Here is a 14,852-nt window from a genome sequence, read left to right on the forward strand (position 1 = left end):
CAGACCCTACTCCCGCTCCTAGCACCGACCGTAGTCGTGTCCATCGATCAAGTAGCCAGTGATTCGGGGACAAATAACGAAAACAGGTTCATGTCGAGTACATTGCGACCGGAAGTCAACCGGCCGAGAGCGGCCGGCCCGCGTCGCGGCTCCGCCACGAGTCCCGCCGGAGGATGAGCACCACGGCGGCGGCCACGACGATCCCCACCAGGTTGACAGCGAGCTGTCCCACCGACTGCCCGAAGCGACCCCACTCGCCGAGAATCGCGGCAACGCTCGCGTACCCGGCGGCCGGCACGGTGGTGACCGAGATGAACACGCCGACGAGTGCCGCGGACTTGGCGGAGGTCATCGACAGCATGCCGGCGGCGCCGGCGAGCAGCGCGACGATCAGCGACCACGGCCCGACGTCGTAGACGAAGTCCACCTGGTGCTCGCCGAGCAGCGCGCTCGTGTTGAACATGCCCGCCGCGTTGCCGGCCAACGTGCCCAGCGCGGTGATCAGCATCGCGGCCGGGAAGCCCACGGCGAGCGCGGCCACCGCCCGCCGCAGCAGGTCCCAGCGCCGGCGCACCAGCCCGACCGCGATCGCGGCGAGCGGTCCGAACTCCGGACCGACGACCATGGCGCCGACGATCGTGACCGGCGAGTCGGTGATCACGCCGACCGCCGCCAGCAGGCACGCGATCGACAGGAACGCGACGAACGTGACGTTGAGCCGCGACTCCTCGCCGGTGCGGGCGAGCAGCTCCTCCCATACGACCGCGTCAGCCGGGTCTCCCGGCGCGTCCTTCTCCGCCCGGTACGCCGCGTCGGACAGGGCGGTGTCGATCTCCTCCAGCGTGATGCCGCCGGAACGGTCGACGCCGAGCTCGCACAACGCGGAGATCACATCGTCGGCCGACTCCCGGGCGACGTCCGCCTCGACGACGTCGCCGGCAGGGGCGATGGCCGCGCCGGGCAACCTGACGAGGTGCGTCGCGCCGGCGTGCCCGGTAAGCAGCCCGACGACGTCCTCGGTGACCGCCGGCGGGCTGATGACCCGCAGGTGCAGCACCGGCTACTCCGTGGCAGGCGCCGGTTTCGCCGGTTTCACATCGACACCGGCCTCCTTGCGCTGCGCGGCGGTGATCGGCGCGGGCGCGTTGGTCAGCGGGTCGAAGCCGCCACCGGTCTTGGGGAACGCGATCACGTCGCGCAGCGACTGCTCGCCGGCGAGCAGCATGACGATGCGGTCCCAGCCGAACGCGATGCCGCCGTGCGGGGGCGGGCCGTACTTGAACGCCTCGAGCAGGAAGCCGAACTTCTCCTCGGCCTCCCCAGCGGAGATGCCCATGACCTCGAACACGCGCTTCTGCACGTCGGCTCGGTGGATACGGATGGACCCGCCGCCGATCTCGTTGCCGTTGCAGACGATGTCGTAGGCGTAGGCGAGCGCGGCCGCCGGGTCCTCCTCGAAACGGTCGATCCAGTCGGGGTTGGGCGAGGTGAACGCGTGGTGCACGGCGGTCCACCGGCCGCCGCCGACCGCGACGTCGCCGGCGCTGCGGGCGGCCTCGGCCTCTTCGAACAGCGGAGCGTCGACCACCCAGACGAACGACCAGGCCGACTCGTCGATCATGCCGAGCCGGCGGCCGATCTCCAGCCGCGCGGCGCCGAGCAGGGCGCGGGCGTCGGACGGGGTGCCGGCGGCGAAGAAGACACAGTCGCCGGGCTGGGCGCCGGTGGCCTTGGCGAGACCCTCGCGCTCGGCCTCGGACAGGTTCTTCGCGACCGGTCCGCCGAGCGTGCCGTCCTCGGTGACGAGCACGTAGGCCAGGCCCTTGGAGCCGCGCTGCTTCGCCCACTCCTGCCACGCGTCGAGCTGGCGGCGCGGCTGGTCGGCGCCGCCGGGCATGACGACCGAGCCGACGTAGGGCGCCTGGAACACGCGGAACGGCGTGTCGGAGAAGTAGTCGGTGAGCTCGGTCAGCTCGAGCTCGAAGCGCAGGTCGGGTTTGTCGGTGCCGAAGCGGGCCATCGCCTCCGCGTAGGTCATCCGCCGGATCGGCAGCGGGATCTCGTGACCGGCGAGCTCGCGCCACAGCGCGGCGACGACCCGCTCCCCGAGCGCGATCACGTCGTCCTGCTCGACGAAGCTCATCTCGATGTCGAGCTGGGTGAACTCGGGTTGGCGGTCGGCGCGGAAGTCCTCGTCGCGGTAGCAGCGGGCGATCTGGTAGTACCGCTCGAGGCCGCCGACCATGAGCAGCTGCTTGAACAGCTGCGGCGACTGCGGCAGCGCGTACCAGGAACCGGGCTGGAGTCGCGCCGGCACGAGGAAGTCGCGGGCACCCTCGGGCGTGGAGCGGGTGAGTGTGGGCGTCTCGACCTCGACGAAGTTCTCGTCGTGCAGAACCTCGCGTGCGATGCGGTTGGCCTCGCTGCGCATGCGCATGGCGCGCGCCGGACCGGGCCGGCGCAGGTCGAGGTAGCGGTGACGCAGCCGGACGTCTTCCCCGACCGTCAGGTGCTCGTCGAGCTGGAACGGCAGCGGGGCCGCCTCGCTCAGTACGTCGAGCTCGTTGACCAGCACCTCGACGTCCCCGGTGGCGATCTCGGGGTTCTCGTTGCCCTCGGGTCGTCGCGACACCTCGCCGGTGACCTTGACGCAGTACTCGGCGCGCAGCTGGTGGGCGCGCTCGGCCATCTCACCCTCGCGGAACACGATCTGCACGACGCCCGACGCGTCGCGCAGATCGATGAAGATGACCCCACCGTGATCGCGCCGGCGCGCCACCCAGCCGCTGAGCGTGACGGTCTGTCCGGCATGGTCGGCGCGAAGCGTCCCGGCCTCGTGCGTGCGGATCACGGCGTGCTCTCTCCTGTCGGGACTTCTATGGAACGAGAGCAGGCTAGCCAACCGTCACATGGTCCGGTCCAGCAGGTTTACGGGGCGTACCATCACCGTATGCAGTAGCCCGATCACACGCGGATTTGACGGGATGGCTACCACGGCATCGCGTCAACCCGTAAGGTGTCGGTTACCAGGTGGTAGGAACGCTGGGGGGCGAAACGCAGGGAGACCACGATGGGTGGCGGCGCGACTCGCGAACCAGTTCGGGAACTGCACCGGGCAACCAATGGGGACGTCCGACGTGCCCTCGCCTCCCACCCTGCCGACAACCTCGCGGCTGATGCCTTTCCCACCGCGCTTCGCCAGGCGATTCAGGCCAGTGGCTTATCCCTCGACCGCATCCAGTACCGGCTGCGCGCGCGTGGCGTGTCGGTCAGCGTGACCGCCCTGAGCTACTGGCAGTCCGGCCGGCGCCGGCCGGAGCGCGCCGAGTCGCTCGCGGCGCTCGGCCACCTGGAGTCGGTGCTCGGCGTTCAGCCGGGCTCGCTCATCGCGCTGCTCGGGCCGCCGCGGCCGCGCGGCCGCGTGCAGCGCGAGTCTTCCCGGCTGCCGATCGAGGCACTGTGGCCCGAGCGTGAGCCGGTCTCGAAGCTGCTGAAGCGGATCGACTTCACGACCGAGACCGCCCTGACCAAACTGAGCCAGCACGACCGGATGGATGTCGCCGTGGACCGCGGCGAGAAGCGCATCGCCGTACGCCAGGTCGTACGAGCCGAACGCGACGGCGTCGACCGGACCGTGATGGTCTACGACCTCGAGCGCATCGGCCGGCCGTTCCCGGAGATCACCGCACTGCAGTCGTGCCGCATCGGCCGGGTCGCCCGGGACGAGGCCGCGGGCCTGATCGCCGCCGAGATCGTGCTGGAGGCTCCGTTGGCTCGCGGCGACACCGCGATCGTCGACTACGCGCTGAACCACCCCGGTCCGCCGTTCTCCCGTGGCGATGACAGCTATTGCCGCAAGTTCACCACTCCCGTTCGTGAGTTCGTACTGGAGCTGCGCTTCGACCCACGCGCGCTGCCTGCGTACTGCGAGCTCTACACGGTGGACCCGGACGAGCAGACGACCACCCGCCGCAAGGTCGACGTCAACGCGGCCGGCGAGGCACACGCGGTGGCGCTCGACTTCGGCCCGGGCACGTTCTGCGTGCGCTGGGACTGGCCTCGCGACCGCACCTGACGAGCCGTCAAGGCGAGTCAGTACAGTAATGAGACGGTCGAGTAACTCGGTTCGCGCCCGCTAAGGGCTCCGCACCGCCGGCAAGGCCATCAGCGCAGCACCACTGCCACCGGCCAAAGCCACTCGCGTGCCGCCCCTCGCACCGGCCAAGCCCACTCGCGCCAGGACCAGCAGAGCCGAAGCAACCACCCACCCCGGCCCCTCCGCGCCCGGACACCCGGACACTCCGGACGCTCGGAAGTCAGAGCAGCTCCAGCTGCTCCTGCTGCACCGGCGCCGCCTGTTCCGGGATGGACACCAAGCTGCCCTCGGGCCAGGTGGGCTCCGTTCGCGCCTCGCGCGCCTCCTTCGCCGCCAGGCCGTGCCGACGTAACAGCGGTCCCACTCGCCGTCCCAGCCACCGCCGGTAGCGGATGTCGGCGTTCGAGCCGCGGGCGTAGATCTGGCGGTAGCTCGGCACCAGCTCCGGGTGTTCGCGGGCCAGCCACTCGGCGAACCACTCGCGGGCGCCCGGACGCAGGTGCAGCGGCAGGACAGTGGCACCGCTGGCTCCGGTCTCGGCGATCGCCGCCAGCAGGGTGTCCAGCCGCTCGATCGTGTCGGTCAAGCCCGGCAACACCGGCGCGACGAAGACGCCGCACGGCAGGCCCGCCTCGGTGATCTTGCGGACCAGCTCCAGCCGCGCCTGCGGGCTCGCGGTGCCCGGCTCGAGGCTGCGTTGCAGCTCCCGGTCGACCAGTGCGATCGACACGCCCAGACCGACCGGCACCTGCTTGCTCACCTCCGCCAAGAGCGGCAGGTCCCGCGACAACACCGTGCCCTTGGTCAGGATGTTGAACGGCGTGCCGCTGTCGGCCAGTGCGCGGATGATCCCCGGCATCAGCTTGTACCGGCCCTCCGCCCGCTGGTACGGGTCGGTGTTGGTGCCCATCGCCACGTGTTCGTGGGTCCAGCGTGGTGAGCGCAGCTGCGCGGTGAGTACCTCGACCGCGTTGACCTTCACGATCACCTGGGTGTCGAAGTCGTGGCCGGCATCGAGGTCGAGGTAGGTGTGCGAGTTGCGCGCGAAGCAGTTGTGGCTCACCACGCCGTTCGCGATGAAGTCGCCCGTGCCGGTGGTGATGTCGAACAGCGGCAGCTCGAGGCCGAGCGGCTCGACCGTCTCGATGCCCAGGCGCTCAGCTGCCCGCAGCGCCACGCCGGACAACTCGGCGGCCCCGGTGCGCGCCGGGTCGACGGTGTGCAGGAACCGGAGGTACTCGGGTAAGCCGCCGAAGAGACGGACCCGCTGCACGCCGCTGCGAAGGCCGAGCTCGTCGAGCACGAACCGGAAGTTCAGGCGTAGCAAGGCATCGCTGATCAGGCTGACGTTGGCCCGGCTTGCGCGCGCGACGCGCAGGTGCCCGCGACCGAACTCACCGTCCACATCGAAAACAGCCGCGAGGTATCCCTTGTGCCACTCCTCGCTCGGCACAAGGGGTCGCTCGATCGGCAGGCTGATCGGCTCGTCGCCGGTCAGGTAGTCCCGGGCGCGCTCGAGCACCCGGGGATCGGTCGGCTCGCCGTCGCCGTTCGCGATGCCGGAGAGGTAACCACAGCGGTAGTCGAGCAGCCCCTTCGGGCCCGAGGCGAACCCACCGGTGCCGACCAGCTTGTCGCCGGTCGCCAGCACGGTCCGGCGGCGGTCCTCTTTCTCGGCCACGTGCCGCCAGCCGCGGTCGGTCAGGAAACGGTGGTCGCCGCTCGCGATCAGCTGGGTGCCGTCGCGGAGGGTGAGCCGGTACGCGGGTTTGACCGTGGACCAGTGCGCGAGGACGCGCGTGGTGACGTACCGGCGGCGGTTGCCGCGTCGCTCGGTGCCGTAGATCAGGTCGCCGACCTGGAGCTCGGCGAGCGGCCGGGTTCGCCCGTCCGCCATGAGAATCGGCGTGTCGCCGGCGAGGCAGTACCGGCACGCGTGGCTGCACCCGCGGTACGGGTTGACCGTCCAGCGGAACGGCATCGGCGAGGCGCCGGGCACCTTGTTCAGCACCGACTTCGCGCGCACCTCGTGGAAGACGATGCCGCTGAACTCGGGCGTACGAACGCTGCGCACCAGGCCCGGCAGGCCGGGTAGTGTTTGCTGTTGTTGCTGGTCGACACGCTGGCTGTCCCATCGCACGATCGCTAGTCGAACACACGTTCGAACGCCTGTCAAACGCGATCACTCAACCGAGCGACGCCCGGCGAAATTGTCAGACCCCCGCTCTAGCTTCGGCGCCATGACCAGCACGCCGCCCCGCCGACGGGCCCTTATCACCGCGCTTGCCGAGGCCGTGCCGACTACCGGCGGCCTGCCGGCTCGTCGCGCTGCTGGGCGGCCAGCGCGGCCGCCTCGCGGGCGCAGCCCCACGACAGGCTGACGCCGTTGCCGCCGTGGCCGTAGTTGTGCACCACACGCGTGTTGCCCAGCGGTTCGGCCTCGACGCGGACCGCCGACCGCACGGGGCGCAGTCCCGTCTCGACCTCGATCAGCTCGGCGTCGTTGAGCCGCGGCTCGATCGCGCGGACCCGGCGCAGAATCCGCTCGGTCAGGTCCGGGTCGGGCGTGCGGTCGGTCCGGCCGGGGATGCGGATGCCGCCGCAGACGACGCGGGTCGGATGCGGGAAGAAGCTGGTCCACTCGGCGTCCATGGTCAGCTCCATGAACAGGAGGTCGAGCCCGGGGTTGGACAGGACCACGCTCTGGCCGAACACCGGCTCGAGCTCGGTGTCGCCCAGGAGGTCACGCGAGCCGAGGCCCGTGCAGTTGGCGACGACGGGCGCCTCGTCGGCGGCTTCGTCGAGTGAGTGGACCGTGCGCTCGTGGATCTCGACGCCCGCGCCGGTCACCCGCGCGACGAGGTGGTCGAGGTAGCGGGGCATGTCGACGAGGGGCATCGTCGCGCGCGAGCCGCCGGCGAAGCCTTCGGGCACCTCGTCCGGCTCGGCCGGCCGCAGGTCCGGAATGGACCGTGCCTGCGGCGGGATCTCGCCACCGGATGGGCCGCCGACGGTAAGCGCGGGCGCCATGCGCACCCCGGTTGCGGGATCGCCGGCGAGCGCGACGAAGTCCTCCAGGGACCGGTTGGTCCAGCTCATGGTCTTGGCCATGGGTTCCTGGAACGACGGGCCCCACATGGCCCCGGCGACGACCGAGGTGGTCGAACGCGGCGGCTCGGCCGACCACACCTGAACCGTCCACCCCGCCTCGGCCAGACAGGCGGCGGTGGTCAGCCCACTCACGCCGGCACCGACAACCACCGCCTGCTCTGTACTGGTCACGACGAAGACGATAGCGCTCAGCGGGATCGGAGATGGCGAGTCAGCACGTCGCCGGGTGGCGCGGTGTACGCGGCCATGGTGCGGACGGCGGCGGCCCCGGGCCGCTCAGAGAACGGCGGCTGGCGGCAGTTCGGCGGCGTCGGCGACGGGCCAGCCGAGCGGGTCGCGACCGAGCGTGGCGAGCTCGTCGACCTGCTCCCGGGCCCACGGCGAGACGGCAAGCTCGCCGCCCGTCACCATGCTCACGAAGAGCGGCCACGACACCCAGCCGAACTCGTCGACCTCCGCGGCGGCGGGCCGGGGCGCGTCGTCGCACAACGCGCGGAACACCGGGCACAGCTCGTTCTCCACGACACCGTTCGCCATCTCCGCCCGGTACCGGAACCGCGGCAGCACGAGATCCACCGACGACACGGCCAGGCCCAGCTCGTCGGCCAGGCGCCGGACGACCGCGGCGGCGAACGACTCGCCCGGTGCGGGATGTCCGCAGCAGGAGTTCGTCACCACGCCCGGCCAGGTCCGCTTGGCACGCGCCCGCCGGGTGACGAGCAGCGAGCCGGCCGAACTGAACACGTAGCACGAGAACGCCAGGTGCAGCGGCGTGTCCCGGTCGTGCACCGTGGCCTTGTCCGCCGTGCCGATCCCCCGTCCCTGCTCGTCGAGCAGGACCACCTGTTCCATCGCGTCTCCTCGAAGGCCGACCCAGCCGGGCAAGGTGTCCAGCATGCCCCGGGTGGCCCGGGCGCGCCTTCAGAGGTCCAGCGTGGCGCCGTCCTCGGGCACCTCGACGCCGGCCGACGTGACCGCACGGAACTGCGGCGATCGCCGGTCGAGCAGCGGGTTCGTGTTGTTGAGGTGCGTGTACAGCCACCGCGTGCCCGAGCCGGCGTGTGCGCGGATCCGTGCCAGGCTCCCGGCGGGGCCGGCGACCGGGACGTGACCCATCGCCCGCTGCGCGGAGGTCGACGTGCCGGTCCCGGTCATCTCCTCCGCGGAGTAGAACGTCCCGTCCAGCAGCACGCAGCTCGCCCCGCCGACGAACTCGTCGAAGCCGGCCGGCCACGTGGCGAGGCACGGCGCGTACACGAGCACGCCGCCGGTCGCCGGGTCGTGCAGCCGGTACGCGACCACCCAGGAACCGTCCACCGTGGAGTCACGGGCGTACTTGGGCCGCTTGTCGCTCACCGCGAGGACGGACACCGCGAGGTCGGGGAACTCGTCCGGTGGCGCCCACTGCCACGAGCCGTACCCCGCCACGATGTCCCGCACCGGGAGCCGCGTGCGCAGCGCGTCCAGCACGGCAGGCGGCGCCCACACCGACAGCCCGCGGCTCTCGCGCAGCTGCATCAGCCCGAGCGTGTGGTCCAGCTCCGCGTCGGTCAGCAGTGCCCCGCGCAGCGGCGTGTCCCGCGGGCCCGGACCCGGCGTCAGTGGCGGCGCGGCCAGCACCTGCGCCCGGATGTCCGGCGAGGCGTTGACGAGGTACCAGTCCTTCCCTTGGGGACTGATCGCCAGGCAGTCCTGCGTCCGCGCCGGCACCGACGGCGTGCCGGCCAGGCCGCACAGCGCGCACGCGCAGTTCCACTGCGGGAAGCCGCCGCCGGCCGCGGTGCCGAGCAGCCGGACCTTCACCGCACGGCCGCCGGGCCGCGCATCACGAAGGGAGTGTCCACATCGGACTCGGTGGCGATGATGTCGGCCACGACGCCGCGGTCCGGCGACAGCGAGCACACCGGGTCGGTGGCCGCCGCGTCGCCGGTCAGCAGGAACGCCTGGCACCGGCACCCGCCGAAGTCCACCGAGCGGCGCTCGCAGGTACGGCACGGATCGCGCATCCAGCCGTCCCCGCGGAAGGCGTTGAACGACTCCGAGTGGTACCAGATGTCCGAAAGGGACCGCCGCTGCACGTTCTCCACCGGCAGCGTCGTGATCGCCGACGCCGCCGGGCACGGCAGCACGTCACCGCCGGGCGCGACCGTCAGCTGCCGCGCGCCCCAGCCGTACATGCACGGCTTCGGGTACCGCTCGTGGTAGTCGGCGACCACGTACACGATCTCCATGCGGCCGCGCAGCCGCTCGGCCGCCGCACGCACGACCGGCTCCGCCGCGGCGAGCTGCTCACGGGTCGGCATCAGCGCGGCTCGGTTGCGCAGCGCCCAGCCGTAGTACTGGGTGTTCGCGAGCTCGAGCCGGTCCGCCCCCATCCGCTCGGCCAGCGCGATGAGCGCACCGACCTGGTCGTGGTTCGCCCTGTGCAGCACCACGTTCACGCTCAGCGGCAACCCCGCCGCACGCACGGCGGTGGCCGCCTCGAGCTTGCGGTCGTGCGCCCGCGCGCCGGCGATGCGGTCCGCCCGGGCCGCGTCGGCACCTTGCATGGACAGCTGGACGTGTGCGAGCCCGCGGTCGACGAGGCCGGCCAGCCGCGAAGGCGTCAGGCCCAGCCCGCTCGTCACCAGGTTCACGTAGCAGCCCAGGTCGGAGGCGCGACCGACCAGCTCCGGCAGGTCCGGGCGCAGCAGCGGCTCGCCGCCGGACATGTGCACCTGCAGCACGCCGAGGTCGCGCGCGGCGTCCAGGACGGACAGCCACTGCCCGGTGGTCAGCTCGTCTCGCCGCGCGGTCAGCTCCACCGGGTTCGAGCAGTACGGGCAGTGCAGCGGGCACCGGTGTGTCAGCTCGGCCAAGAGCCCGAGGGGCGCGCTCACGTCCATTCGACGACCCTTCGCTCCGCGAGCCGCTCCAGCACGTTCGCCACGTCCGCCGCGCGCACGCCGCGGAACCGCGTGCCGAGCCGCGACGCGATCTCCCGGACCGTCGTCGAGCCATCGCACTCCCGCAGCACCGCGGCCGCCGTCCCGTTCGGCACCAGGACGCCTTCCGGGTACAGCAGCACGTGCGTGGCCCGGACCTTGTCGTACGAGAGGCGGACGCCGCGGCGCAGGCGGGGCCGGTCGGGCATGAGCTACTCCTTCGCCGCGCGCTCGATGGCGTCCAACATGGACCACAGCACGTCGCACTTGAACGACAGCGCCGCGATCGCCCGGTCCTGCTGGTCCCGCGTCACGCAGTACCGGACCACGATGTCCAGAGTGGACTTACCCTCGCCGGACACGGCCTCGATCCGGTTCGTGAAGTACGCGAGGTCCGCGCGGCTGATCCAGTCGTAGTGGGCGAGCATGTCGCCGACCCGCCGCTGCATGAGGTGCCCGGAGAACATCTCCGTGAGCCCGGAAGCGACGGCCTCCACCCACGGCCGCGTCCGCGCGAAGTTCACGTACGCGTCCACGGCGAACCGGACGCCCGGGGCCACGTGCCGCTCGTCGAGTACCTCGTCACGGGTCAGCCCTACCGCCTCGCACAGCCGCAGCCACCGCTCGCGGCCGCTGTCCCCGCCGTCGCCCGATCCGTCGTGGTACACGATCCGGTCGACCCAGGCGCGGCGCACGGACGGCTCCGGGCAGTTGCTGATGATCGCCGCGTCCTTCTGCGGCAGCACGCTCTGGTAGTACCACCGGTTCGCCGCCCAGACCCGCAGCTCGCGCTCGGTCAGCTCGCCGGCGTGCATGCGATCGTGGAACGGGTGCGTCCCCCAGTACCGGTGCGACAGGCCGCGCAGGGCGGCGACGAACTCCTCGCCGCCGCGCGCGGCGATCGTTTCGGACACGTGGCACCTCCGCGGTGGAGCCGGCGGCCGGGAACCGGCCGCCGGGCTGGCGAACCGGTCAGTCCTCCATCCGCGCCGCGTAGGCGGTGACCTCCATCGGCGTCTCGTACTCCACGAAGTCCGGCGTGGTCCAGACCTCCAGCTCGATCGTGGCGTCCATCTGTCCTCCTCCGGGTGGTGGCCCTGCCTGCGAGTTCGAGGGTATCGGCGAGATTTCCGAATTCCGGCAGGATCGGTCGAGGTCCGGTCAAGACACTCCACAATGGACTGGAGGCGCGTCCGCCACGCCCTCGGCCGCCTGGGAGACTGTCGCGGTGCACGACAGCGAGACCGCGCCGATCCCGAAGATCGGCCACGGCGGTCAGCACGGCCATCACCACGACCACGCACCACCGCCGCCTGCCTCGAAGCGCGTTCGCACGCTGCTGGCCGTCCTGGTGGTGCCGTTCGCGCTCGCGGCGGTGGTCGGCACGGTGCTGCTGTTCCCGTTCGGCGTCCACGCCGACGCCAAGAAGCCGGCCGGCACCCCCGTGCACGGCGTGGTCACCGGCGCAGAGACCGGCCCGTGCAGCGGCCGGGTCCAGGTCGGTGACCAGCCCGGCGGCGACGACTGCCTCGTCGTCACGGTCAGGCTGTCCGACGGGGACGCGCCGGAGCAGCAGATCCGCACGGTCGTGCCGCTGGAGCCGAGCACGCCGCGGTTCGCGGTGGACGACAAGGTCGTGCTCGCCTACGCCGGCGGCAACCCGAGCGACGGCCGCTCCTACCAGCTCGTCGACTTCCAGCGGGACGTCCCGCTGGTGCTGCTGGCCGCGCTCTTCGCGATCGTCGTGCTGGTGCTCGGCCGCTGGCAGGGGCTCAAGGCACTGCTCGCGCTCGGACTCAGTTTCGCCGTGCTCGCGCTGTTCGTCCTGCCGGCCATCGTGTCGGGCGAGAACCCGCTGCTGGTCGCGATCTTCGGCGCCGGGCTGATCATGTTCGCCGTCCTCTACCTCACCCACGGGCTGACCGCGCGCACGTCGACGGCCGTGCTCGGCACGATGGTCAGCCTCGCGATGATCGGCGTGCTGGGCGCGCTCTGGGCGGCGTTCGCCAGGCTCACCGGGCTCGACGACGAGACCGCGACCCTCGTCGGGCTGCTCAACACGCCCATCGACACGCGCGGTCTGCTGCTCGCCGGCGTCGTGATCGGCTCGCTGGGCGTGCTCGACGACGTCACCGTGACCCAGACCAGCGCGGTGTGGGAGCTGCGCGCCGCCAACCCCGCGATGGGCCGGCTCGAGCTCTACGCCTCGGCGCTGCGCATCGGCCGCGACCACGTGGCCTCGGCGGTGAACACGCTGGTGATGGCCTACGCGGGTGCCGCGCTGCCGCTGCTGCTGTACTCGTCGATCTCCGGCGTGGGGCTGGGCAACATCCTCGCCTCACAGGTGATCGCCCAGGAGATCGTGCGCACGCTCGTCGGCAGCATCGGACTCGTCGCCGCCGTGCCGATCACGACGATCCTCGCGGCGACCGTGGCGGCGACGGAAACCGTGCCGGTGCCGAAGAAGAAGCCGGTCAGTCGAGCGTCGCGACGAACCGCGTGATCGCCTCCGGCTTGAGCCGCTGCGCGAGCCGGCCGCCGGGCGCAAGCGACGCGAGCCGGTAGAGCGGCCGGTCGGCCGCCGCCTCGCCCTTCGCCTCGGCGCGCAGCTGGGCGACGAGCAGCTGGGAGAACACGAGGCCGGTGGTGTTCTCGTTGCCGGCGAGGATGTCGGCCAGCCGGCGCAGCACGAGGATGCCGAGCTCGCGGCCGCCGGTGCCGGAGTAGATCGCGAGCGACAGGTTGATCGTCTTGCCGCCGCCGGCCACGAGCAGGCCGATGGTCCGGGTGCCGCGGATGTCGGTGACGAGCAGCTCGATCCGCTCGGCGTGGCGCAGGTCGACGGACTTCGTGCCGACCGCCTTGGCCATCACGCGGTCGCTCTCGAGCCAGATCGTGCGGCGACTCGATATCCAGGACAGCGCGGACAGCAGCAGCACGACGACCGCGGCGGTGACGAGTGCCGCGGTCTGGTTCGCGAGCAGGCCGACGATGCCGCCGACGGCGGCGCCGAAGACGAGCGCGACGGCGACGGACACGCAGCCGCGGCGGCGGGCACTGGTCTGGTCGGTGAGAGTGAGCGGAATCCGTTCGGGTTCGGTCACCGTCACAGTCCCCTGCCCGGGCCGGCGATGGTCTCGTCGTCCAGGCCCAGCAGGAACGGGTTCGACATCCGCTCCCGGCCGATCGTGGTGCTCGGCCCGTGTCCGGGCAGCACGACCGTGTCGTCGGGCAGCGGCAGCATCTTGGTGCGCAGCGTCGTGTTCATCGTGCGCATGTCGCCGCCGGGCAGGTCGGTGCGCCCGATCGAGCCGGCGAACAGCGTGTCCCCGGCGAACATGACGCGGCCGCCCTCGTCGAGCTCGGTGCGGAACACGACCGAGCCGCGGGTGTGCCCGGGCGTGTGGTCGACGGTCAGCGACAGCCCCGCGAGGTCGAGCGCCGCCCCGTCGGTCAGCTCGCGGACCTCCTTGGGCTCGCGCATCTCGAGCTTGCCGCCGAAGAAGTCAGCCCCGCCGAGGGAGATGCCCTGCAGCGGGTCGGTGAGCATCCCGCGGTCCTCCGGGTGGATCCACGCGGGGATGTCGTTGCCGTCGCAGACCGGCGCCACGGCGAAGACGTGGTCGAAGTGCCCGTGCGTGAGCAGCGCCGCGACCGGCGACAGCCGGTGCTTGCGCAGCGCCTCCGTGATCGGTTCGACCGCGTCCTGCCCGGGATCGACGATCACGCAGGGTTCGCCCTCACCGGGCGCGACGAGATAACAGTTGGCCTGGAAGGCACCAGTGGGGAAGCCGACGACGAGCACGACGCGAAACTTACACGCCGCGATGGCGGCGAACTTCGGAGAGCGAGCGCTGGTGCCCGCACAGGCCGTTCGGGCTGCGGCCGCAGGTCCGGACGGTCCGCCGGACGGCCCGGCACCGGGCGTGCAATCACCGAAGCGCTCTCAGACCGAGCGAAGCCTCCGGAACCGGGACCACGACGCCAGCCTGCGGTCGGCGCTGGACCCGCCGGCCTGGTCGGCGGTGACGTCGACATTGGCCACGCAGATGCGGTCGCGGCCGTGCCGCTTGGCCGCTCGCAGCGACACGTCGGCGTCGAGCATCAGGTCCTCGAGGTCGAGCTCGGCGAGGTCTCCCAGGCAGTAGGTGGCGACGCCCATCGACGCGGTCTGGCCCTCGATGGTGGCGGAGAGGTCGCGCGTGACCTTCGCGGTGACCGACATGGTCATGATGCCGTGGCGGATGCGCTCGGCCACGGCCAGCGCGTCGCGCAGGTCGGACTCGGGCAGCAGGACCATGAACTCGTCGCCTGCCGAGCCGCCGTAGCGGCAGGCCAGGTCGCCGTCGCGGGTGTGGCGGCGGATCACGTCGGCGACCCCGCGCAGGATCGCGTCACCGGCGAGGTGGCCGTAGTTGTCGTTGACGTCCTTGAAGCGGTCGAGGTCGATCATGATCAGAGCGATGGACAGACCCTGGCCGCGGGCGCGCGCGATCTCCTCGGCGGCGATCTCGTCCCAGTGCCAGCGCTCGATCAGCCCTGTCGGACGGTCCTCCAGCACCTGACCGCACGAGTCGCAGCGGCGGTGGGTGGGTACGGATTGCAACGGTCGTTCGCCGGATCTCGGCGCGACGATCTCGGGTTGGTCGTGTTCGGAGTGGGTGCCGGCGGCCCCCGTCGCCGTCCCGTGTCCCGAACCCGCTTTCGCGGAGCTCATCACC

At 71.6% G+C, this 14,852-nt stretch carries 15 protein-coding genes; 2 read left to right on the plus strand and 13 right to left on the minus strand.

Translation table 11 applies throughout. The annotated features are described in order from the left end of the window. Positions 1 to 115: 115 nt before the first annotated feature. Entirely contained in the window at positions 116 to 1,057 is a 942-nt protein-coding gene (locus VH969_RS15670) for a DUF389 domain-containing protein (protein ID WP_331974703.1), read from the minus strand. Between the two features lie 3 nt (positions 1,058 to 1,060). Next, entirely contained in the window at positions 1,061 to 2,851 is a 1,791-nt protein-coding gene (gene aspS / locus VH969_RS15675) for an aspartate--tRNA ligase (RefSeq protein WP_331974705.1), read from the minus strand. A gap of 423 nt (positions 2,852 to 3,274) precedes the next feature. Here aspS and VH969_RS15680 point away from each other — a divergent pair, with 423 nt between their 5' ends. Next, a complete protein-coding gene (locus VH969_RS15680) occupies positions 3,275 to 4,075 on the plus strand; it encodes a hypothetical protein (RefSeq protein WP_331974707.1) in 801 nt (266 codons plus the stop codon). Positions 4,076 to 4,316: 241 nt separating this feature from the next. Here VH969_RS15680 and VH969_RS15685 read toward each other — a convergent pair whose 3' ends face one another. The 8 genes from VH969_RS15685 to pqqA all read right to left on the minus strand — a co-directional run bounded on the left by VH969_RS15685 (position 4,317) and on the right by pqqA (position 11,205). Continuing rightward, positions 4,317 to 6,236, minus strand: a complete 1,920-nt coding sequence (locus tag VH969_RS15685) for an intein-containing Rv2578c family radical SAM protein (RefSeq protein ID WP_331974709.1) — start codon at positions 6,234 to 6,236, stop codon at positions 4,317 to 4,319. A 161-nt stretch (positions 6,237 to 6,397) separates the two neighbouring features. Continuing rightward, positions 6,398 to 7,378, minus strand: coding sequence for an FAD-dependent oxidoreductase (locus VH969_RS15690; RefSeq protein WP_331974711.1), 981 nt, complete (start codon positions 7,376 to 7,378; stop codon positions 6,398 to 6,400). A gap of 105 nt (positions 7,379 to 7,483) precedes the next feature. Next, a complete protein-coding gene (idi, locus tag VH969_RS15695) occupies positions 7,484 to 8,059 on the minus strand; it encodes an isopentenyl-diphosphate Delta-isomerase (protein ID WP_331974713.1) in 576 nt (191 codons plus the stop codon). 69 nt (positions 8,060 to 8,128) lie between these two features. Continuing rightward, a complete protein-coding gene (pqqB, locus tag VH969_RS15700; RefSeq protein ID WP_331974715.1) occupies positions 8,129 to 9,010 on the minus strand; it encodes a pyrroloquinoline quinone biosynthesis protein PqqB in 882 nt (293 codons plus the stop codon). Beyond that, positions 9,007 to 10,092, minus strand: coding sequence for a pyrroloquinoline quinone biosynthesis protein PqqE (gene pqqE, locus VH969_RS15705; RefSeq protein ID WP_331974717.1), 1,086 nt, complete (start codon positions 10,090 to 10,092; stop codon positions 9,007 to 9,009). Before pqqE ends, pqqB begins: the two co-directional genes overlap by 4 nt. Continuing rightward, positions 10,083 to 10,340 carry a pyrroloquinoline quinone biosynthesis peptide chaperone PqqD gene (pqqD, locus tag VH969_RS15710; protein WP_331974719.1) on the minus strand — a complete coding sequence of 86 codons (258 nt, stop codon included), beginning with the start codon at positions 10,338 to 10,340 and terminating at the stop codon, positions 10,083 to 10,085. The genes pqqE and pqqD overlap by 10 nt, the downstream gene beginning before the upstream one ends. A 3-nt stretch (positions 10,341 to 10,343) precedes the next feature. Continuing rightward, the gene (gene pqqC, locus VH969_RS15715; protein ID WP_331974721.1) at positions 10,344 to 11,045 is read right to left on the minus strand and encodes a pyrroloquinoline-quinone synthase PqqC; all 702 of its coding nucleotides are present in this window, start codon (positions 11,043 to 11,045) and stop codon (positions 10,344 to 10,346) included. A gap of 58 nt (positions 11,046 to 11,103) precedes the next feature. Then, positions 11,104 to 11,205 carry a pyrroloquinoline quinone precursor peptide PqqA gene (gene pqqA / locus VH969_RS15720; protein WP_331974723.1) on the minus strand — a complete coding sequence of 34 codons (102 nt, stop codon included), beginning with the start codon at positions 11,203 to 11,205 and terminating at the stop codon, positions 11,104 to 11,106. A 154-nt stretch (positions 11,206 to 11,359) separates the two neighbouring features. Here pqqA and VH969_RS15725 point away from each other — a divergent pair, with 154 nt between their 5' ends. After that, a complete protein-coding gene (locus VH969_RS15725; RefSeq protein ID WP_331974725.1) occupies positions 11,360 to 12,634 on the plus strand; it encodes a YibE/F family protein in 1,275 nt (424 codons plus the stop codon). On the opposite strand, the gene VH969_RS15730 is transcribed toward VH969_RS15725, so the two are convergent. From VH969_RS15730 to VH969_RS15740, 3 genes are all read right to left on the minus strand, one after another. Further along, on the minus strand, positions 12,606 to 13,235 hold the full coding sequence (locus VH969_RS15730; protein ID WP_331974727.1) for a hypothetical protein: 630 nt from the start codon (positions 13,233 to 13,235) through the stop codon (positions 12,606 to 12,608). The genes VH969_RS15725 and VH969_RS15730 overlap by 29 nt on opposite strands. A 2-nt stretch (positions 13,236 to 13,237) precedes the next feature. After that, complete coding sequence (locus tag VH969_RS15735; protein ID WP_331974729.1) at positions 13,238 to 13,936, minus strand: MBL fold metallo-hydrolase; 699 nt, start codon at positions 13,934 to 13,936, stop codon at positions 13,238 to 13,240. A 141-nt stretch (positions 13,937 to 14,077) separates the two neighbouring features. Continuing rightward, positions 14,078 to 14,692 carry a GGDEF domain-containing protein gene (locus VH969_RS15740; protein WP_331974731.1) on the minus strand — a complete coding sequence of 205 codons (615 nt, stop codon included), beginning with the start codon at positions 14,690 to 14,692 and terminating at the stop codon, positions 14,078 to 14,080. Between the last annotated feature and the right edge of the window lie 160 nt (positions 14,693 to 14,852).

The organism is Actinophytocola sp., from assembly GCF_036555685.1.
Lineage (GTDB): Bacteria > Actinomycetota > Actinomycetes > Mycobacteriales > Pseudonocardiaceae > Actinophytocola.

What these genes read in the sequence shown, in the direction of transcription:
- idi (WP_331974713.1), bottom strand. Translation starts at nt 8,059, where the DNA reads ATGGAACAGGTGGTCCTGCTCGACGAGCAGGGACGGGGGATCGGCACG.
- pqqE (WP_331974717.1), bottom strand. Translation starts at nt 10,092, where the DNA reads ATGGACGTGAGCGCGCCCCTCGGGCTCTTGGCCGAGCTGACACACCGG.
- pqqD (WP_331974719.1), bottom strand. Translation starts at nt 10,340, where the DNA reads ATGCCCGACCGGCCCCGCCTGCGCCGCGGCGTCCGCCTCTCGTACGAC.
- pqqA (WP_331974723.1), bottom strand. Translation starts at nt 11,205, where the DNA reads ATGGACGCCACGATCGAGCTGGAGGTCTGGACCACGCCGGACTTCGTG.